At 71.2% G+C, this 18462-nt stretch carries 27 protein-coding genes; 14 read left to right on the top strand and 13 right to left on the bottom strand.

Translation table 11 applies throughout. From position 1 onward, the window contains the following. Nucleotides 1-118 precede the first annotated feature (118 nt). Nucleotides 119-1048, bottom strand: coding sequence for an NADP-dependent oxidoreductase (locus B7P34_RS04490; RefSeq protein ID WP_106674450.1), 930 nt, complete (start codon nucleotides 1046-1048; stop codon nucleotides 119-121). A gap of 65 nt (nucleotides 1049-1113) precedes the next feature. Here B7P34_RS04490 and B7P34_RS04485 point away from each other — a divergent pair, with 65 nt between their 5' ends. Next, the gene (locus B7P34_RS04485) at nucleotides 1114-1533 is read left to right on the top strand and encodes a winged helix-turn-helix transcriptional regulator (protein ID WP_106674449.1); all 420 of its coding nucleotides are present in this window, start codon (nucleotides 1114-1116) and stop codon (nucleotides 1531-1533) included. A 63-nt stretch (nucleotides 1534-1596) separates the two neighbouring features. Here B7P34_RS04485 and B7P34_RS04480 read toward each other — a convergent pair whose 3' ends face one another. After that, nucleotides 1597-2169 (bottom strand): signal peptidase II, encoded by a 573-nt coding sequence (locus B7P34_RS04480; protein ID WP_106674476.1) that lies wholly within the window; start codon nucleotides 2167-2169, stop codon nucleotides 1597-1599. Nucleotides 2170-2228: 59 nt separating this feature from the next. Then, nucleotides 2229-2780: a hypothetical protein gene (locus B7P34_RS04475; RefSeq protein WP_106674448.1), complete on the bottom strand. Its 552-nt coding sequence runs from the start codon at nucleotides 2778-2780 to the stop codon at nucleotides 2229-2231. Nucleotides 2781-3047: 267 nt separating this feature from the next. Here B7P34_RS04475 and B7P34_RS04470 point away from each other — a divergent pair, with 267 nt between their 5' ends. Next, nucleotides 3048-3587, top strand: a complete 540-nt coding sequence (locus B7P34_RS04470; protein ID WP_223267495.1) for an EF-hand domain-containing protein — start codon at nucleotides 3048-3050, stop codon at nucleotides 3585-3587. Between the two features lie 53 nt (nucleotides 3588-3640). Here B7P34_RS04470 and B7P34_RS04465 read toward each other — a convergent pair whose 3' ends face one another. The 5 genes from B7P34_RS04465 to B7P34_RS04445 form a co-directional block, all read right to left on the bottom strand. Then, nucleotides 3641-4435 carry a TetR/AcrR family transcriptional regulator gene (locus B7P34_RS04465; RefSeq protein ID WP_223267494.1) on the bottom strand — a complete coding sequence of 265 codons (795 nt, stop codon included), beginning with the start codon at nucleotides 4433-4435 and terminating at the stop codon, nucleotides 3641-3643. Nucleotides 4436-4445: 10 nt separating this feature from the next. Beyond that, nucleotides 4446-4859 (bottom strand): hypothetical protein, encoded by a 414-nt coding sequence (locus B7P34_RS04460; RefSeq protein WP_106674446.1) that lies wholly within the window; start codon nucleotides 4857-4859, stop codon nucleotides 4446-4448. After that, entirely contained in the window at nucleotides 4852-5334 is a 483-nt protein-coding gene (locus B7P34_RS04455) for a thiol-disulfide oxidoreductase DCC family protein (protein WP_106674445.1), read from the bottom strand. The genes B7P34_RS04460 and B7P34_RS04455 overlap by 8 nt, the downstream gene beginning before the upstream one ends. A 5-nt stretch (nucleotides 5335-5339) precedes the next feature. Then, entirely contained in the window at nucleotides 5340-5801 is a 462-nt protein-coding gene (locus B7P34_RS04450; RefSeq protein ID WP_106674444.1) for a hypothetical protein, read from the bottom strand. Nucleotides 5802-5900: 99 nt separating this feature from the next. Continuing rightward, entirely contained in the window at nucleotides 5901-6782 is an 882-nt protein-coding gene (locus B7P34_RS04445; protein WP_223267493.1) for a universal stress protein, read from the bottom strand. Nucleotides 6783-6881: 99 nt separating this feature from the next. Here B7P34_RS04445 and B7P34_RS04440 point away from each other — a divergent pair, with 99 nt between their 5' ends. Continuing rightward, a complete protein-coding gene (locus tag B7P34_RS04440; protein WP_106674443.1) occupies nucleotides 6882-7379 on the top strand; it encodes a peptidylprolyl isomerase in 498 nt (165 codons plus the stop codon). Between the two features lie 131 nt (nucleotides 7380-7510). On the opposite strand, the gene B7P34_RS04435 is transcribed toward B7P34_RS04440, so the two are convergent. From B7P34_RS04435 to rpmB, 3 genes are all read right to left on the bottom strand, one after another. Continuing rightward, the gene (locus tag B7P34_RS04435) at nucleotides 7511-8158 is read right to left on the bottom strand and encodes a hypothetical protein (RefSeq protein ID WP_106674442.1); all 648 of its coding nucleotides are present in this window, start codon (nucleotides 8156-8158) and stop codon (nucleotides 7511-7513) included. A gap of 249 nt (nucleotides 8159-8407) precedes the next feature. After that, entirely contained in the window at nucleotides 8408-8713 is a 306-nt protein-coding gene (gene rpsN, locus B7P34_RS04430) for a 30S ribosomal protein S14 (protein ID WP_106674441.1), read from the bottom strand. Between the two features lie 16 nt (nucleotides 8714-8729). Next, nucleotides 8730-8966 carry a 50S ribosomal protein L28 gene (gene rpmB / locus B7P34_RS04425; protein ID WP_106674440.1) on the bottom strand — a complete coding sequence of 79 codons (237 nt, stop codon included), beginning with the start codon at nucleotides 8964-8966 and terminating at the stop codon, nucleotides 8730-8732. 50 nt (nucleotides 8967-9016) lie between these two features. Here rpmB and rpmG point away from each other — a divergent pair, with 50 nt between their 5' ends. From rpmG to B7P34_RS04400, 5 genes are all read left to right on the top strand, one after another. Further along, nucleotides 9017-9181 (top strand): 50S ribosomal protein L33, encoded by a 165-nt coding sequence (gene rpmG, locus B7P34_RS04420; protein ID WP_106674439.1) that lies wholly within the window; start codon nucleotides 9017-9019, stop codon nucleotides 9179-9181. A gap of 6 nt (nucleotides 9182-9187) precedes the next feature. Next, nucleotides 9188-9481 carry a type B 50S ribosomal protein L31 gene (locus B7P34_RS04415; protein WP_106674438.1) on the top strand — a complete coding sequence of 98 codons (294 nt, stop codon included), beginning with the start codon at nucleotides 9188-9190 and terminating at the stop codon, nucleotides 9479-9481. Further along, the gene (locus B7P34_RS04410; protein WP_223267492.1) at nucleotides 9478-10767 is read left to right on the top strand and encodes a GTP-binding protein; all 1290 of its coding nucleotides are present in this window, start codon (nucleotides 9478-9480) and stop codon (nucleotides 10765-10767) included. The genes B7P34_RS04415 and B7P34_RS04410 overlap by 4 nt, the downstream gene beginning before the upstream one ends. Before the next feature lie 86 nt (nucleotides 10768-10853). Beyond that, nucleotides 10854-11108 (top strand): 30S ribosomal protein S18, encoded by a 255-nt coding sequence (gene rpsR, locus B7P34_RS04405; protein WP_106674437.1) that lies wholly within the window; start codon nucleotides 10854-10856, stop codon nucleotides 11106-11108. A 210-nt stretch (nucleotides 11109-11318) separates the two neighbouring features. Further along, complete coding sequence (locus B7P34_RS04400) at nucleotides 11319-11537, top strand: DUF397 domain-containing protein (protein WP_194960818.1); 219 nt, start codon at nucleotides 11319-11321, stop codon at nucleotides 11535-11537. A 38-nt stretch (nucleotides 11538-11575) separates the two neighbouring features. Here B7P34_RS04400 and B7P34_RS04395 read toward each other — a convergent pair whose 3' ends face one another. Next, a complete protein-coding gene (locus B7P34_RS04395; RefSeq protein WP_223267491.1) occupies nucleotides 11576-12055 on the bottom strand; it encodes an ATP-binding protein in 480 nt (159 codons plus the stop codon). A gap of 355 nt (nucleotides 12056-12410) precedes the next feature. On the opposite strand from B7P34_RS04395, the gene B7P34_RS04390 reads away from it, so the two are divergent. The 4 genes from B7P34_RS04390 to B7P34_RS04375 all read left to right on the top strand — a co-directional run bounded on the left by B7P34_RS04390 (nucleotide 12411) and on the right by B7P34_RS04375 (nucleotide 16210). Beyond that, complete coding sequence (locus B7P34_RS04390) at nucleotides 12411-13274, top strand: helix-turn-helix domain-containing protein (protein ID WP_106674434.1); 864 nt, start codon at nucleotides 12411-12413, stop codon at nucleotides 13272-13274. Between the two features lie 85 nt (nucleotides 13275-13359). Beyond that, entirely contained in the window at nucleotides 13360-14817 is a 1458-nt protein-coding gene (locus tag B7P34_RS04385; protein WP_106674433.1) for an aldehyde dehydrogenase family protein, read from the top strand. Between the two features lie 151 nt (nucleotides 14818-14968). Beyond that, nucleotides 14969-15529: a DinB family protein gene (locus B7P34_RS04380; RefSeq protein WP_106674432.1), complete on the top strand. Its 561-nt coding sequence runs from the start codon at nucleotides 14969-14971 to the stop codon at nucleotides 15527-15529. Nucleotides 15530-15637: 108 nt separating this feature from the next. Beyond that, on the top strand, nucleotides 15638-16210 hold the full coding sequence (locus B7P34_RS04375) for a PadR family transcriptional regulator (RefSeq protein WP_106674431.1): 573 nt from the start codon (nucleotides 15638-15640) through the stop codon (nucleotides 16208-16210). On the opposite strand, the gene B7P34_RS04370 is transcribed toward B7P34_RS04375, so the two are convergent. Continuing rightward, the gene (locus B7P34_RS04370; RefSeq protein ID WP_223267490.1) at nucleotides 16197-16823 is read right to left on the bottom strand and encodes a Uma2 family endonuclease; all 627 of its coding nucleotides are present in this window, start codon (nucleotides 16821-16823) and stop codon (nucleotides 16197-16199) included. The genes B7P34_RS04375 and B7P34_RS04370 overlap by 14 nt on opposite strands. A 176-nt stretch (nucleotides 16824-16999) precedes the next feature. Between B7P34_RS04370 and B7P34_RS04365 the strand changes: the two genes are divergently transcribed. Continuing rightward, entirely contained in the window at nucleotides 17000-17590 is a 591-nt protein-coding gene (locus B7P34_RS04365) for a TetR/AcrR family transcriptional regulator (RefSeq protein WP_106674429.1), read from the top strand. Then, nucleotides 17587-18441 (top strand): alpha/beta fold hydrolase, encoded by an 855-nt coding sequence (locus B7P34_RS04360; protein ID WP_106674428.1) that lies wholly within the window; start codon nucleotides 17587-17589, stop codon nucleotides 18439-18441. Before B7P34_RS04365 ends, B7P34_RS04360 begins: the two co-directional genes overlap by 4 nt. Nucleotides 18442-18462: the final 21 nt, after the last annotated feature.

The raw sequence follows: 18462 nt of genomic DNA, 5'->3' as shown, positions 1-18462 counted from the left end.
GGGTGCCGCACCATTCGCGTCCGTCATGGCCTTGCCGGCGTCCGGCCGAGCGAGCAGCAAGGCGGACGAGGCCCGTGAGTGACCGCTCCGGCAGGCCGGCGGCCTGAGCCGTAACCGCTCACGGCACAAGCACGATCTTGCCGCGCACGCGCCCGCTCTCGCTGAGTTCGTGCGCCTTGGCCGCATCGCTCAGGGGCAGCACCTCCTGGACGACCGGGCGCAGGGCTCCCTCCTCCACCAGGCCGGCGAGGCCCGCCATGTCGGCCGGGGTGGGTTCGAGGTAGTACTCGACGAACCGCAGGCCATTCGCCTCCGCCTGCTCCTTCACCGCCGTGCGGTCGACTCCGACGCCCACGACGTCGATGAGGATGCCGCCGGGGCTGAGCGTGCGCAGCGACCTCGGCCCGTAGTCGTTGCTGATCGTGTCCAGGACGACGTCCACCTTCTGTACGGTCGTGAAGTCGGTCGTCGTGTAGTCGATGAGTTCGTCGGCGCCCAGGCCCCGCAGGAACTCGTGTTTGACCGTCCGGGCCGTGCCGGTCACGTGCGCGCCGCGCGCCTTGGCGATCTGGACGGCGAAGTGGCCGACGCCGCCCGCGGCTCCGTGGACGAGGACGCGCTGCCCGGCCTGCACCCGCGCGATGTTCACCAGCGCCTGCCATGCGGTCAGCCCTGCTATGGGCAGGCTCGCGGCGTGCACGTGGTCGATGTTCTCCGGCTTGGCGGCGACGGAGGTCTCCGGCACGAGGACGCACTCGGCGTTGCTGCCGTGCGGCGGCATTGCCCATCCGAACACCTCGTCGCCCGGCCGGAATCCGCTGTCCGGGCTCCCGGTTTCGGCCACCACCCCGCTGAACTCGTGCCCGAGGACGAAGGGCGGGTCACCGAACCAGCGCACGTGGCCTGAACGGACCTTCCAGTCCGCCGGATTGACGCCGGTGGCGCGCACCTGGACGAGGACTTCTCCAGGACCGGGAGTGGGGCGGTCGGCCTCTGCGGCTTCCAGGACTTCCGGGCCGCCGAGGGAATGTTGGGTGATGACTCGCATGCGTTCATCTTCAAACGGCCGGTATCCACCGTAAAGTAGGCACTTTCCAGGAAGGTAGGTACCTGATGGATACTGACTGCCCGTCCCGGACCGTGGTCGAGGTGCTGGCCAACAAGTGGGTGCTGTACGTGCTCGGTTCGCTGCGGGAGCACGACGGGCCCATGCGGTTCAACCAGCTGGGCCGCGCCCTGCCCGGCGTCACGCAGAAGATGCTGACGCAGACCCTGCGCACGCTGGAGCGCGACGGCCTGGTCTCGCGGAAGGTCTACCCGACAGTGCCGCCGCGCGTGGAGTACGGCCTGACCCCGCTCGGGAACGAGGCGGCCCTGCTGACGGTGGCCATCGGCGAGTGGGCGCTCTCCCACGTCGGGCAGATCCTCGCCGCGCGGGAAGCCTTCGCCGCGGCCGGTCGGCTGACCGACGCGCAGCGCCGGCGCGCGGGAGCCAACCCGAACAGTGACGTCAGCCTGCTCCTCTGCCACTGAGGCGACGACAGGTGAAGGCAGGGCGGCACCCCCGCGGGTGCCGCACCGTACCGCTTCGCATGATCAGGCGGCTTCGGCACGCCGCGCGCCGGCCACGCCGCCCCTGGAGCCGTCCAGTTCCCATCCTCGGAGGGTGCAGAACACGATCAGGGCGCCCCCGCAGAAGACCGCCCAGTCGGCGAGGTTCATCACGCTGAAGCCGCGGACGGAGATGAAGTCGACGACCGCACCCTGCAGGCCGCCGGGCGTGCGGAAGAGCCGGTCCGTCAGGTTGCCGAGCACGCCGCCGAGCAGCAGCCCCAGGGCGATCGCCCAGGGGGTGCTGTAGAGCTTGCGCGCAAGGCGGGCGATCACCACGGCCACGGTCGCGGCGATCAGTGTGAACACGATGGTCGTCGTCTCGCCGATGCTGAACGCCGCACCGGCGTTACGCATCACCCGCAGCTCCAGCCACGTGCCGATCACCCGAACGGCTGGGCGGTTCTCCAGCTCGGCGACCACGACCAGCTTGCTGCACAGGTCGATCAGGTAGGAGAGTCCCGCCACGGTGAGAAGCAGCGGGACCCGCCGCCCGGCCTTGGCGACCGCTCCCCCGCCTTCACCACGTATGCCTGCAGCGCCACCCGGCTCGCTCATGTTCACTCCCCCAGCCTACGGACGGCTCGCCCGGCTCATGCCCGGGAGGGAGTCCGCCGTCAGGGCTGGATCTCCAGCTGGACCTCGTTGTCGCCATCTCGGAGGCCGGGGGCGAGGCAGTCCGTGGGCAGTTCGCGGGGCGCACCAGTGATGGTTCGCCGCGCGGGGTGCCCCTTGCCGCGCCCTTCGGTGACCCGGCCCGACTGGACGAGGGCCAGGACACCCGCAGCCCGGAGGATTCTGGAGCTGTCGTAGACGATCAACGAATGGTGACCGTCGGCGTACTGGACGGTTTCCTCTCCGCTCCCCCCGGACAGCGTGAGGCAGGACGCCGCCGGCGAGACCCCGTCGAAGGAGCTGGTGGCCGCGACCGTACGACCGGGCCTGACGGTGCAGGAGCTGTACGTGACGTCCGCCCGGACACGGGTCAGCCGGGGTTCGAGGACGAGCGGTGGGTCGTAGTGGCTCCGGCTGCTGCCCGTGCAGAGGAAGCCGCCCTCATGGTCCTCGTGCCGGCCCGTCCCCGCCCGGCCCGCCGGTGCCCACACCAGCGAAGAGCCCACCAGCAGCAGGGAACCCAGGGTCAATGCCGCGCCGCGCTTACCGAACATGTGCCCTCCAGTACGTTTTGCACCGCTCTCGGCTACCGGCCCTTGGCTACCCCTGGGGCTCATCCGCTGCCCCGGCGCCTCGAAGCGCCCCGCCCGCGCACGGCCGTCCGACGCGCGGTCGCGCACGCCTTTCCTCCTGCCTCGCCCGGTCCGGCCGTCACCGGCGGTATGGGCCCCGGGAGGCGCCGGGTAGGAAGCGCCGGCGGCGAGTTGCCGCCGAGCACGACGCGATCAGGACGCCGACACTCGATCAAGAGGAGACCTCCCGTGAGCACTACGCCCGCCGCAGACGCAGCCGCAGCGGTAGCCGCAGCCGCGACCACCGCGAGGGAGCGCGTCTTCGCCATGATGGACGCGGACGGGGACGGGGTCATCGCGGCGCACGACTACCTCTCCCGGGTCGACCGGACCGTCCTGGCGACGGAACGCACGGAGGACGATCCGCTCGTCGTCGCCGCCCGCACCGAAGCCCACAAGGCGTGGGGGTCGATGGACGCCGACGGCGACGGGAAGCTGACCTTCGACGAGTACAACGCATGGGTGGGCGCCGACAAGTTCGACAACGTCTGCCGGTTCGCCCTCGGCGCGCTCTTCGACCTCGCCGACGCCGACGGGGACGGCGCCCTCGGCAAGGCCGAATTCACGCTCCTGCGCACCGCGCTGAACAACCCGCCCGGAAACGCCGCCGCCGCGTTCGACGCGCTGGACGCCGACGGCGACGGACGGGTCGGCCGCGATGCGTACCTGGCGTCGATCCGCGCCTACATCGTCGGCGACAGCTCCCCGATGGGCGAGGTCCTGTACTAGAGCCGCTGCCAGCCACGGCTAGCCGCTCACGCAGCCGCTCACATCGTTGCCGCTCACGATTTGCGTGCGACCGCCGTCTGCGCCATCCCCGGCAGGAAGTCCGTGAACAGCTCGTGGATTTCGAGGACGATCGGGCGCAGCACCCGGAAGCGGGCCAGGGCGATGCTCCGCGCCGTCAGGCGGGCGCCGCGGTCGGCGAGGCGGCGGGTGCGTTCGCTGCCGGGTGAGCGGTCGAAGACCCAGTAGAGGACGAGGCCCATCTGGGAGAGCCACATCAGCTCGGGGAGGACGTCGCGCAGCTCTGCCGGGACCTTGCCCTTGGCTCCGGCGAGCACCTCGCGGTGGACGTCGATGGCGGCTTCCCGCGCGTGCTCGGACTCGGCGGAGAACGGGCTGAGCGGGGAGTCCGGGTCGGCGGCGTTCTTGAAGAACTGGGCCGCGAACTCGTGGTACGGCGTGGCGATGTCCAGCCAGGCCTGCAGCACGCCGGACAGCCGCGCCTGCAGGTCGGTCTCCCGGTCCAGCACCTCGCGGACCGCCGCCTGGTGTTCGGCGGCGATCCGGTCGTAGAAGCCCTGGATGAGGTGTTCCTTGCCGGCGAAGTAGTAGTACGCGTTGCCGACGGAGACCCCGGCCTCCTGGGCGATGGCCCGCATGGTGGTCTTGTCGTAGCCGCGCTCCTGGAAGAGCCGCATCGCGGTCTCCAGGATCAGAGTGCGGGTCTGCTCGCTCTTCTCGCCCTTGGCGGGCTTCTCACCCTGGGCAGGCTTCTCACCCTTGGCGAGCTTCTCGCTCTTCGCGGGCGTTCCGCTCTTCGCAGGCCGGGGCTCGTTCTCTGCTGCTGGCACGGATCAGAGCCTAAAGGGTCTTCTTGAAGCGGAACCGGGTGGCCGTGTCCCCCGGCGGCTTGATGAACAGGCCGTCGCGGGCGCCCTCCCCCGCGATCGACACCTCGTACGTCTCCCCGGCCTCGTTCTCGATCCGGATCCGCTGGTGCCCGAGCTTGGGCTTCCGCTTCAGGGACCAGGTGCCGCGGCCGCTGAACCACGCGGTGGGCCGCTCGCCGTCCGCGGCGAAGGCGGTGGGGACGCGCTCCGCGGTGACCGTGCCGTCCGCGCGCAGGGTCAGCGCCCCGGCCTGGTGGCTGCGCCAGGAGCCGATCACCTCCTCGCGCTCCGCCGAGCCGGCGGGCGGGCTCAGCAGGACCACCAGGGCCGTCAGCACCGCCACGGCGCCGAAGGCGGCGAGGCCGGCCAGGGTGCGGCTACGCATGACGCACGTCGCAGCCGCCGGCAGGCTGCTGGTACACCCACCCGTTCGCGCCGGGTGCGGGCGCGAGCGCGGGCGGCGGCCAGTGCGAGCCGCGGTACCGGGCCGCGGCCAGCACCGCCCCGCGGGCGAAGACCATCCCGGACGGGGTGCTGATCCGGTGGGCGAGCGGGCGGTACGCGGAGAGCGCCCACAGGCAGACGATCCAGGCGGAGGCGCCCCGGTAGACCTGGCCGCCGTCGCCGACGACGGTGATCTCCTCGTACGCGGCGGCGTGGTCAAGCCCGGGGAAGCGGCGCCCGGCCTCGTCGGACCCGGCCGGCACGAGGTCGAGCGGTACGAGCTGCTGCTGTCGCACGAGCCAGTTGCGGACGAAGGTACAGAGGGAGCAGTGCGCGTCGTAGAGGACGGTGAGCCGGCGGACCGGGACGCTCCGGAGATCGGTGGCGGCCCGGTCGGCGGCGGCAGCGGTCGCCATCGGGCTCAGTGCCCGCCGGCCGGCGAGACCGGTCCGGCTCCGACCGGTCCGGCCGGCACGATCCACGGCCCCTGCGGCCCCGTGTACCCCTGCGGTGCGACCGGCGGGACCTGCTCCCGGTCCATCAGGCCGCGGCGGCGGAACCGGTTCAGGACGTAGACGTTGCCGAGGTGCATCGCGCCGAGCACGAGGAAGACGACGCCGAGGTTGCGCGAGAGCACCTCGAAGACGCCGCGGGCATCGGTGATCGTCGTGTCGTCCTGGAGGTACAGGGCGATGAAGCCGAGGTTGACCAGGTAGAAGCCGACCACCAGGAGGTGGTTCACGGCGTCCGCGAGCTTCTCGTTGCCGTGCAGGACGTCGGCGAGGAAGACGCGCCCGTTGCGGCTGAGCGTACGGGCGACCCAGGCCATGAGGCCGAGGCTGATCAGCAGGTAGATGGCGTACGAGATGACTGTGAGATCCACGTCCCCACCCCTTCTTGAACGTGTTCAAAAGCTTTGGTGATCGAGACTGTAGACGGCTTTTTGAACACGTTCAAGCGAGGGTCGGCTGTCGCGTGGGGGTCACTCCTGCGGCGCGACCGCCACCGGGCACTCCGCGTGGTGCAGCGCCGTGTGGCTGACACGGCCGAGCTGGAGGCCGAAGCCGCGGCGGCGGCGCACGGAGCCGACGACCAGCAGGTCCGCCGTCGCCGACGCGTCGATCAGCGCCTTGCGGGCGTGCCCCTCGTAGACGGTGCGGTGCACGGTGACGCCGGGGAACTCGCGCTGCGGCTCGCGCAGGGCCTCGGTCAGCTCGCGCCCGGCGAGCTCCTCGTGCTCGATGGCGTCGTCGGTGGGCAGCGGGTAGTGGTCCGCCGACTGGTGGGCGGGATGCCGCCAGGCCCGTACGGCCTCGACGCCGCAGCCGCGCGCCGCGGCCTCGCGGAAGGCGAAGCGGAGGGCCGCCGGGGCCTCCTCGGGATCGCCGACGCCCACGACGATCCGGCCGTGCTCGCCGCGGACGTTCGCGTCGCCGCCCCGTACGACGACCACGGGGCAGTGGGCGCGGGCCGCGACCGAGAGGCTGACCGAGCCGAGGAGCAGGCCGGTCAGGGTGCCGCGGCCCGACGGGCCGGTGACGAGCGCGACGGCGTGGCGGGACTCGTCCAGCAGGGCGTTCAGCGGCTCCTCGGGGAGGACGTCCGCCTCGACGGCGAGGGCCGGATTGCGGCCCTGGGCGCGCAGCGCGGCGACGGCGATGACGCGCTCCTCGGCGACCGCCTCGGGGGAGGGCTCGTCGTTGGCCGGCAGACGGGACTCGTAGCGCTCCCAGCGGGAGGCGTAGACCATGCGGAGCCGCACGCCGTGGCGGGTGGCGGCGTCCACGGCCCAGTCCAGGGCCTGCAGGCTGCCGGCGGACCCGTCGACGCCCACGACCAGGGGCGGCTCCATCGTCGTCGTCACACCATCACCATGGCACCGGGTGTGGCCCGGCTCACCTCAACAGGGCCGTTCGGGGTGCCTGAGCAGCGGCTATGAGGGCCGAAGTGTCAGGATGAGGGCATGACGACCAAGGTTTACTTCGACATCACCATCAACGACGAGCCCGCCGGGCGCATCACCTTCAACCTCTTCGAGGACGTCGTCCCGAAGACGGCGGAGAACTTCCGCGCCCTCTGCACCGGCGAGAAGGGCTTCGGCTACGCCGGCTCCTCCTTCCACCGCGTCATCCCGGCCTTCATGCTGCAGGGCGGCGACTTCACCGCCGGCAACGGCACCGGCGGCAAGAGCATCTATGGCGAGAAGTTCGCCGACGAGAACTTCAAGCTCAAGCACGACCGCCCGGGCCTGCTGTCCATGGCCAACGCCGGCCCGAACACCAACGGCTCCCAGTTCTTCATCACGACGGTCGTGACGGACTGGCTGGACGGCAGGCACGTCGTCTTCGGCGAGGTCGCCGACGAGGACAGCATGGCGCTCGTCAAGAAGATCGAGGGGTACGGCTCGCAGAGCGGCACCACCAAGGCGAAGATCACGATCGCCGCGGCCGGCCAGCTCTGAGCACCGGCAGTCTCCCCGGCCCGCCGCTCACTGGAAGGTGAGCGGCGGGCCGGACGGCTTTCCGCCGCATGTTTCCGCCGCCTGGCCGCATGTTTTCCGGCGCCTAGCCGTCCGTCCCACTATCCGTCCGGCTATCCGTCCATCAGGTTCGTGATGAGCTTCCGCAGCCGTCCCTCGACGACGGTTTCGACGCCGTGGACGAGCTGGGCGCCGTAGACGACGGCCGTCCTGGCGGGCGGCGCGCTGGTCCAGCGGGTGCGGGGGACGCCGTCCAGGGCCGCGAGGTCCTCCGGGCGCCCTTCGTGGGAGATCTCCCGCGCGAAGCGCGTCCCCGGCAGGAAGGCGCTCCCCGGGCCCGCGGTGCGCCCGGTCCACAGGTCCTCGGCGGAGCAGGTGTCGACGTAGAACTGCCCGCCGCGCTCGGCCTCCTGGAGGTGGAAGGCCACGCGCGCGACCCGCTGGGGCCGCGCGTCCGGGGCGCCGACGCCGTGCAGGTGCGCATCGATCCGGTCGCCGGGCCCGAGGTCGTGGTAGTCCCACGGCGTTGCGGCGGCGGCGGACGGAAAGACCCTGCGGATCGCCGGCAGGGCGCGTTCGATGCCGGCGGCCAGGATCTCTTGGGCGGCTCCGGGCGGGACGAGTCCGTCGGAAGGCCGCTCGGGAACCCAGCCGGTGAGGGCGAGGTGCTCGTCCAGCACCTTGGTCAGCTCGGCGGTCTCGTCAGGGGTGAGGAAGCCCTCGATCGTGTGGACGGCGAGGGTCTCGGTCATGTGGATCACGTTCCGGCTCCTCTCGCGGTGCGGATGCGCGTGCGTGCGGGACCACGCGTATGTGGGAACCACGCTTATGCGGGGCCACGCTTATGTGCGGGTGCGGTGCGGAGTGCGCTCGGTGCGGGCGGACTGTCGGATCCGTGCCGCCGGACCATCGAACCGGAGCCGGGCACACCTGCCAAGTGCCCCGCCGGACACGGACGAGGCCGGCGAGCCCCCTCTGACCCGCCGGCCCCGCGCCTTCGCGCCCCGCCCCTACCAACTCGACTTCCGCACCCCCGGCAGATGCCCCGCGTGGGCCTCCTTGCGGAGGTTCACGCGGCTCAGGCCGAACGTACGGAGGTAGCCGCGCGGGCGGCCGTCCGCCGAGTCGCGGTTGCGGACGCGCGTGGCGCTCGCGTCGCGCGGCTGGCGCCGCAGTTCGCGCGCGGCGGCGAGCCGTTCCTCCTCCGGCGTCTGCGGATTGCGGATGACCGCCTTGAGGAGGGCGCGCCGGGCCGCGTACCGGGCGACCGTCAGACGCCGCTGCTCGTTCTTCGCGATCTTGCTCTTCTTCGCCATGGGCTTTCCGTCCTCCTCAGACCTTCTCGCCGCGCGCCCGGATGCGGGCGACCGCGGCCTCGATGCCGATCGCGTCGACCGTCCGGATGCCCTTCGCGCTCAGCCGCAGCCGTACGTGGCGGCCCTCGCCGGGGAGCCAGTAGCGCTTGGTCTGGATGTTGGGGTCGAACCGCCGGGACGTGCGGCGGTGGGAGTGGGAGATGTTGTTGCCGAAGCCGGGCTTGCGGCCGGTCAGTTGGCAGTGGGCGGACATGCGGCGAACCTCCTAATGAAAATGGAAACCATTTCTGTATAGTAGCCCCCATGGCCCGCAACGAGCTACGCCCCGTCATCAAGCTCCGGTCCACGGCCGGCACCGGATACACCTACGTCACCCGCAAGAACCGCCGTAACGACCCCGACCGCATGCAGCTGCGCAAGTACGACCCCGTCGCCGGTCGCCACGTCGCCTTCCGAGAGGAGCGCTGACCCGCCATGAAGCCCGGAATCCACCCGCCCTACGGCCCCGTCGTCTTCCGCGACCGCGCGGCCGGATTCGCCTTCCTCACCCGGTCCACCGCCACCAGCGACAAGACCGTCGAGTGGGAGGACGGCAGGACGTACCCCGTCGTCGACGTCGAGATCTCCTCGGCGAGCCACCCCTTCTACACCGGCACGGCCCGCGTCCTGGACACGGCCGGGCGCGTCGAGCGGTTCGAGCGCCGGTACGGGACGGGAAGCCGTAACGGGACGGGAAGCCGTAACGGCGAGCGCGGAGGCCCGCGGTGACCGCGCCGCACCCCCTGCCCGTGGCCCTGGTGGCCGGTCTGCACGCGGACGCCCGCCGGGCCGCGGTCGAGCACCTCCTCCGCACCGTCCCCGGCAGCGTCGCCCTCCACCACGACTTGGCCGCGGCCGCCGGCGGCACGGTCCGCCGGACCGTACGGGACCGCACCGGCGTCCTCGACGAGGGCGAGGCCCCGCTCGTCAACGACTGCGCCTGCTGCGCCCTGCGCGAGGACCTCATGCCCGAGCTGGAGCGGCTCGCCGCGGCGGGCACCTGCCGGCTGGCCGTCGTCGAGCTGTGGGACTCCGTCGAGCCCAAGGCCATGGCCGAGGTCGTGGCCGCCCACGCGGGCGAGGACCTGCGCCTCACCGGCGTGATCACGGCCGTGGACCCCGCTCTCGTCCTGCCCGCCCTCGCCTGCGGCGACGACCTCGCCGAGGCCGGGCTGACCGCCGCGGCGAGCGACCAGCGCACCGTGGCCGACACCTTCGCCCGGCAGCTGGAGTACCCGACGGTGCTCGCGCTGGTGGAGAACACGACGGGGGGCGCGGCGGGGAACGCGGCGGGGGACGCGGCGGAGAATGCGGCAGGGAACCCGGCAGAGACCTCAGCGGAGAACACCGCAGAGCACGCGGCCGCTTCCGGCGGCACCGCCTTCGGCTCGCCCGTCGCACCCGCCGACGCCGCCGACCACGCCCTCCTCGCCCAACTCGCCCCCGCCGCCCGCCCCATCGCCGCCGGCTCCGCCGAGCTCGCGGCCGCCGCGCTCGCCGGGTTCGACGTGGAAGCCGCGGCGGCCCGGCAGCACCCCGCCTGCGCCCTGCTGCCCCAGGAGGCCGATGCGGACGGCGTCACCACGCTCGTGTGGCGCGCCCGCCGCCCCTTCCACCCGGGCCGGCTCTACGCCGCGCTGGAGGACCTGTGCTGCGCCGCCGCGCGCAGCCGCGGCCGCTTCTGGCTCGCCGACCGGCCGGACACGCTGCTGGCGTGGGACGCCGCGGGCGGTGCGCTGTGCGTGGAGAGCGCCGGGCCCTGGCTCGCGGCGCTGCCGGACGCCGCCTGGGACATGGTGCCGCCGGAACGGCGCGTGGCCGCCTCCCTCGACTGGGACCCCGAGCACGGCGACCGCGTCCAGCACCTCACCTTCACCTCGCCCGGACTCGACGGCGAGGGGCTGCGCGAGCTGCTGGAGTCCTGCCTGCTGACCGACGCCGAATACGGGGGCGGGCCCGCCGCGTGGCGGCGCCTGCCGGCGGCGTTCGACGCCCTGCTCGACCCCGTTTCCTGACACCAGGTCCCCTGACAGCCGGCTTCCTGACACCCCGTTTCCCGCCACCCGGTTTCCTGACACCCGAAGGAATTCAAGGACTCTTCATGACGCGCCGTTCCGACCGCGGCCCCGCTCGCCGCAAGGACCTCAAGCCCCGCCCCAATCCCCTGGAGGCGGCGGGCATCACGTACATCGACTACAAAGACACGGACCTCCTGCGGAAGTTCATTTCGGACCGAGGCAAGATCCGCAGCCGCCGGGTGACACGGGTCACCGTCCAGCAGCAGCGCGCCCTGGCCAGGGCCGTCAAGAACGCTCGTGAGATGGCACTCCTGCCGTATGCCGCTACGGGCAAGTAGCGGGTGATTCGCTGAAAGGCCTGGTCACGTTGGTGTAGTCACGCTGAAGAAGTGCGGGAACACCGTAAGTGCACGTGCATTCGCTCATGCAGAAGCATGTGAACACAGCTATGATCCGGGAGTAGTTGTCAACCCCACCATTCGCCGCCGGGCGGGCCGGGGTGCCCTGCAATTCTCCGGGAGAGTCCTGTGCCTCACGCGTACAACGGCATGGCTGCCGCGGACCTCGACGGCGTCGTCTGGCGGAAGAGCCGGCACTCCAACTCCCAGGGTTCGTGCGTGGAGTTCGCCAAGCTGCCGGGCGGTGGAGTCGCCGTGCGCAATTCCCGTCATCCGGACGGACCGGCGCTCGTCTACACGCCTGCGGAGATCGATGCGATGCTGCGCGGGATCAAGGACGGCGAATTCGACTATCTGGTGACCGACTGATCGGGGGGTTTCCCTACGCGTGCTGATCGGGGATATCTCTACGCGTGCTGCTCCCGCGGCAGCCGGAACAGCGCCCACACGACCTTGCCGTGCAGCGCTCCCGCCAGCGGGTGCCACCCCCACGTGTCGCTGAAGGACTCCACGAGGAACAGCCCGCGCCCGCACTCCGCCGACGCGTCCGCCTCGCCCGCCGTCGGGCTCTCCTCGCTGGGGTCCCGCACGGCGCACACGAGCCGCGACGTCCACCGCATGAGATGGAGCCGCACCGGGGGCTCGTAGACGCCGCCGGATATCGGCTCGGACGGCAGGGCGTAGCGGAGGGAGTTGGTGACCAGCTCCGAGACGACGAGCGCCACGTCGTCGAAGAGTCCGCCCAGGCCCCACCCCTGCAGGGTCGTTCTGGTGAACGTGCGGGCCGTCCGGACCGCTTCGAAGCGGGGCGGGAGCGCGCAGGATGCCGAGTTGGAGACGGCCGATGGGGCGATCGGTGGCAGCCCTCGCCACAGGGGAGAGAGCACAGTCGATCCTTCGGTACCCATCCGAGGCACTCCTGGCAATCGTGGACGTGACACGCACGTGTGCGTTCCCCATCGTTCCCAATGCGCGTGGCGGATGCAAGGGCAGATGCACGTGCACGTGGGGGGTTTGGGGGCGCACGTTCGCGTCCGTCCGCAATTCTTCCTACGCCCTCTTCCGTACGACCTCCGATCTACTCCCCTCCGGGTAGCCGGATGCACACTCAATGCACACTCAACGGGGCGCGGAGATGGCAGACTTCACGGCCGGGGGTTGCGGGGGTCGCCCCCGGAGAGGGCGGGAGCGGCGAGCAGCGACAAGGCCGGTGACGGAACCGGAAGAGGAGGAGTCGCAAAGATGGCCACGAGCGAGTCGAGCGGTTCTGTGGTGCGCCGCATACTCCTGGGCTCCCAGCTCAGGAGGCTGCGGGAGTCGCGGGGCATCACCCGCGAGGCGGCCGGTTACTCGATCCGCGCCTCCGAGTCGAAGATCAGCCGTATGGAGCTGGGCCGGGTGAGCTTCAAAGCGCGCGACGTGGAAGACCTCCTGACGCTGTACGGAGTCACCGACGAGCTGGAGCGCGAGGCGCTGCTCGGGCTCGCCCGCGAGGCCAACGTCGCCGGCTGGTGGCACAGCTACGGCGACGTGCTGCCGGGCTGGTTCCAGACATATGTCGGGCTGGAGGGCGCCGCCTCGCACATCGGGATCTACGAGGTGCAGTTCGTGCACGGGCTGCTGCAGACGGAGGGGTACGCCCAGGCCGTCGTCGTGCGCGGCCAGCCCGCGGCCGACGAGGCGGAGGTCGAGCGCCGCGTCTCGCTGCGCATGGAGCGCCAGAAGCTGCTGTTCTCGGAGCGCGCCCCGCACTTCCACGCCGTCCTCGACGAGGCCGCGCTGCACCGCCCGTACGGCGGCGAGGCCGTCATGCGCGGCCAGCTGCAGCACCTCATGGACATCTCCGAGCAGGCCAACGTGACGCTGCAGGTGATGCCCTTCGCGCACGGCGGGCACGCGGGCGAGAGCGGCGCCTTCACCATGCTCCGCTTCCCCGAGTCGGACCTCTCGGACGTGGTCTACCTGGAGCAGCTCACCAGCGCGCTCTACCTCGACAAGCCCGACGAAGTGGCGCAGTACGGAAGGGTGATGGAGCGGCTGCACGAGGACAGCCTCTCGCCGCTCGCCACCCGCGACCTGCTGAGGCGGCTGCTCCAACTCATGTGACACATCAGTACGATGACGTCCCATCAGGAGCGCATTCCGGTTCGGGCGCCGCGAGCGCCCCCGTATCTCCAGGCAGGGATGGCACATGTCCTACTTCGAAGAATTGGCCTTCCAGTACATCGACGGCGAGTGGCGGTCCGGCACCGGCTCGTGGGACATCGTCGACTTCAACCCGTACGACGGGGAGAAGCTCGCCTCCATCACCGTCGCCGGCGTCGCCGAGATCGACCAGGCCTACCGGGCCGCCGAGCGCGCCCAGGCCGCGTGGGGCGCCACCAACCCGTACACCCGCCGGCTCGTCTTCGAGCGCGCGCTGCGCATCATCGACGACCGGGAGGCGGAACTGGCCGCCGCGATCACCGCGGAGTGCGGCGGCACGGCGCTGAAGGCGGCGTTCGAGCTGCACCTGGTGCGCGAGTTCCTGCGCGAGGCGCTGCACCTCGCGCTGCGCGCGGAGGGCCGGATCCTGCCGTCGCCGGACGACACCAAGGAGAACCGCCTCTACCGGGTGCCGGTCGGCGTCGTCGGCGTGATCAGCCCGTTCAACTTCCCCTTCCTGCTGTCGGTCAAGTCCGTCGCGCCGGCGCTCGCGCTCGGCAACGCGGTCGTCCTCAAGCCGCACCAGAACACGCCGATATGCGGCGGCGGGCTGGTCGCCAAGGTCTTCGAGGAGGCGGGGCTGCCGGCCGGCGTCCTCAACGTCGTCGTCACCGACATCGCGGAGATCGGCGACGCGCTCATCGAGCACCCGGTCCCGAAGGTCATCTCCTTCACGGGCTCCGACAAGGTCGGGCGCCACGTGGCCACGGTCGCCGCCGGCCACTTCAAGCGCACGATCCTGGAGCTCGGCGGCAACAGCGCACTGATCGTCCTCGACGACGCCGACCTCGACTACGCGGTCGACGCCGCGGTCTTCAGCCGGTTCATCCACCAGGGGCAGGTCTGCATGGCCGCCAACCGGGTGCTCGTGGACCGCTCGGTGGAGCAGGAGTTCACCGAGAAGTTCGTCGCCAAGGTCAAGAGCCTCAAGGTCGGCGACCCCGGCGACCCCGCCACCCACATCGGCCCCCTCATCCACGCCGGGCAGGCCGAGGCCATCGGCGCGCTCGTCGAGCAGGCCGTCGCGGACGGCGCGACCGCGCTCGTACGGGGCGGGGCCGAGGGCACGCTCGTCTCGCCGTCCGTCCTGACCGGCCTGAAGGCCGACGCGGCCATCCTCGGCCAGGAGATCTTCGGTCCCGTCGCGCTGATCATCCCCTTCGACGGCGAGGAGGAGGCGATCCGGCTGGCGAACGCCACGCCGTACGGGCTGAGCGGCGCCGTCCACACGTGGGACGTCGAGCGCGGCGTGCGGGTGGCCAAGCGCATCGACTCCGGGATGATCCACGTCAACGACGGGACCGTCCACGACGAGCCGATCGTGCCGTTCGGCGGGGAGAAGGCGTCGGGGGTCGGGCGGCTGAACGGGGACGCGATGGTGGACGCGTTCACGACGACGAAGTGGATCTCGATCCAGCACGGGCGGACGAAGTTCCCGTTCTGAGGAGGTTCCCGCTCCGAGGAGGTTCCCATCCGAGGAGGTTCTCGCTCCGAGGGTGTTCTAGGACCGAATCTGACCTCAATCAGTCCTAGCCTGAGCTCATCACGACCAACTCACGACCGACCGGGAAACCACAGAAAACGACGGGGGAACCATGCCCACGCACGTGATCGAGAAGAACGTCGCCGACGAGCGCGGCACGCTGCTGGCCTTCGTAGAAGCCCAGCGGGGCGGCCTGCGCCGCGCGCTGCTCGGCCTGACCGACGAACAGGCGGCGCTGAAGCCGAGCGCGAGCGAGCTGTCCCTCGGCGGGCTCGTCAAGCACGTGGCGCAGGCCGAGCTGAACTGGCTGCGGCTGGCCCAGGGCCGGGGAGCGGAGACCGAGCAGGACCCGTCCTCGTGGGCCGACGGCTTCCGCCTCCTTGAGGGCGAGACGGTCGCCGGGGTGCTCGCCCACTGGGAGAAGGTGGCCGCGGAGACGGAGGAGTTCATCCGCTCCGTGCCCAGCCTGGAGGACACGTTCCCGCTGCCGGAAGCCCCGTGGTTCCCGGCGGACAGCCGGGTGTCGATGCGGTGGCTGCTCCTCCACCTGGTCGAGGAGTTCGCGCGGCACGCGGGGCACGCCGACGTCATCCGCGAGTCGCTCGACGGGAAGACGGCGTTCGAACTGGTGGCGGAGGCGGCGCAGGCCTCCGGCAGCGGCGACGGCGCCTGACGTGGACGCTGACGTGGACTCCGACGGGGGTTGACAAAGCCGGTCCCCTCCGGCTCCGCCTAACCTGAGCATCCGAGCGATGGCGGAGCGAGGGGAACGGAAGGCGAGATGTCGGCGATCCGGCTGCTGGTCCTGGGAGCCGTGCGGCAGCACGGGCGGGCGCACGGCTACCAGGTCCGCAACGACATGGAGATGTGGGGCGCGCACGAGTGGTCCAACGCCAAACCGGGCTCGATCTACCACGCGCTCAAGGCGATGGCGAAGCAAGGCCTGCTCGTCGCCCACGACACGGCCCCGAGCGAGGCCGGCGGCCCTCCCCGCACGGAGTACGAACTGACGCCGGACGGCGAGGAGGAGTACCTCCGCCTGCTCCGGCACGCCCTCTCCGCCCACGACGAGAAGACGGACGTCCTCACGGCCGGCGTCGGCTTCCTCACCGACCTCCCGCGCGCGGAGGCCATCGCCCTGCTGCGGCAGCGGGTGGCGGCCCTGGAGGAGTGGCGCGAGGAGATCCGCCGCCACTGGACTCCTGCGGAGGGCGAGGACTGGGGGCACATCGCCGAGATCATGGGGCTGTGGATCCACACGGCGGAGTCGGGTGACGCCTGGACCCGCGGCCTCATCGCCCGTCTGGAGGCGGGGGCTTACGAGATGGCGGACGAACGGGTCACACCTCGATGAGGCTGCGCAGGTCGATCTCGACGGGGAAGGGGACGTCGGTCTTGAGGATGGTGGTGTGGGTGGGGCGGTCGGGGGCGGGCGCATAGACACCCGCTTCGGGGTGCAGCCAGAACTCGTGGACCCTGGGGACATCGTCCTCCCCTCGCTCGACGCGCCAGTACTGGTCGATGCAGACCTCGGCGTACATACCCGGCTTCGAGAAGCGGTCTTCCCTGCGTGATCTCGGGGACACGACCTCGATGGCGAGGGCGACCTTCTCGACAGGGATGCAGTCCAGGGTGCGGATATCGAGCCCGATCTTGTCGAAGACCACGACATCCGGTTTCGGCACGTTGTGCTCGTCAATGAAGACCGGCTGCTCCACATCAACGGCAAACGGCTCGCGCCTGGCGCTCTCCAAACCGAAGTACAGCCGGTCCCGAACGCGGTTGTGCCACCACTTGGTTGCCCCTCGTACCACGATGTTCCCATCCAGAAGTTCCCAGTCGAACGGCAGGACCAGCTCCTTCACCTGGTCGTACGTCCAGCCGTCGGCCGGCGGGTACATCCAGTTCTCCGGGGTGGCTCGCTCCTGCTGCTCACGCCTGGCTTCTGCGGCCATCACTGCTCCCATGGGCGAAATGGTGTGCGATCTCGTGGCGACGTCTCCCGGGAACGACGGTAGTCGCACACGTACGGGTGAGGGGCGACCGTTTCTTCGTGTCGTCCGGACGGTCGATATGCCCATACCCAAATGATCTAGAGATGCTAGTCTCTTTCCTAGAGGCCCTAGGAAAGAGGAGATCCCCCATGGTCCGCGCCGGACTCACCGCCGCCAAAGTCACCGCGGCCGCCGCCGACATGGCCGACGAGGGCGGGCTCGACAACGTCACCGTCTCCGCGCTCGCGCGGCGGCTCGGCGTGAAGGACGCGAGTCTGTACTCGCACGTGAAGAACCTGCGCGACCTGCGCGTCCGCATCGGGCTGCTCGGGTCCGAGGAGATGACCGACCGCATCGCCGCGGCGGTCGCCGGGCGCGCCGGGAAGGACGCGCTCGTCGCCTTCGCCGACGCCTACCGGCAGTACGCCCTCGACCACCCCGGCCGCTACGCCGCGACCCAGATGCGGTTCGAGCCGGAAGAGGTCGCAGGCTCCGTAGGCTTCCGCCGCAGCGTCGAGCTGACCTACGGCATGCTGCGCGCCTACGACCTCGCCGAACCCGACCTGACCGACGCGGGCCGCCTCCTGCGGAGCACCTTCCACGGCTACATCCACCTCGAACTCGGCGGCGGCTTCGGCCACTCCCGCGACATCGGGGAGTCCTGGGCGCGCTCGCTCGACGCGCTCCACCAGGTGCTGGAGAACTGGCCGTCCCGACACGACGGGAGCAAGAACAAGTGACGAACGAGCCCACCACCGGCACCCTCGACGTGCCCGGCGCCACCCTCTACTACGAACAGCGCGGCAGCGGCCCGGTCCTCCTGCTGATACCCGGCGCGGGCGCCGACGCCGGCCTGTACAAGGCCGTCACCAGGGACCTGGCGACCCGGTACACCGTGGTCTCCTTCGACCCGCGCAGCATGTCCCGCAGCCCGCTCGACGGCCCCGTCGCCGACCAGCGGGTGGTCGTGTGGAGCGACGACGCGTACCGGCTGCTCGAACTGCTCTCACCGGACGAGCCCGCCGACGTGCTCGGCTGCAGCGCGGGCGCGATCGTCGCGCTCGACCTGCTGGCCCGGCACCCCGGCCGGGTGCGGCGGGTCGTCGCCCACGAACCGCCGCTCGTGGAGCTGCTGGAGGACCCCGCACCGTACCGGGCGCTCTACGCGGAGGTGCGCGACATCTTCCGCAAGGAGGGGGCCGGTGCGGCGATGGCCCGCTTCAGCGAGGGGCTCGGGGGCGACCGGTCGCCGGATCACCAGGCCGAACTGCCGCCCGAGATCCAGGAGATGGCGCCGCGGATGTACGCCAACCTCCCGGTCTTCCTGGAGCACATCCTGTGCCCGTTCACCGGGTGGGCCCCGGACGTCGCCGCTCTCCGCGACGCCGCGCACCAGCTGGTCCCGGCGGCGGGCCGGGAGTCGCGCGGACAGGTGGGGCTGTACGGGCCGGCCGCCCGCCTCGCGGAGCTGACCGGCAGCCCGCTGGCGGAGTTCCCGGGCGGCCACCTGGGCGTCACGGAGCGCCCGGCGGAGTTCGCCGGGCGGCTGCTGACCGCACTCACGGGGGAGCCGCAGCCGGCGGCGGTCTGACCCCGGTGTTCTGACCCCGGT

The sequence above is a fragment of the Streptosporangium nondiastaticum genome (assembly GCF_003011965.1).
GTDB classification, from domain to species: Bacteria; Actinomycetota; Actinomycetes; order Streptomycetales; family Streptomycetaceae; genus Streptomyces; species Streptomyces nondiastaticus.
This window is presented reverse-complemented; position numbering and strand designations above follow the sequence as displayed.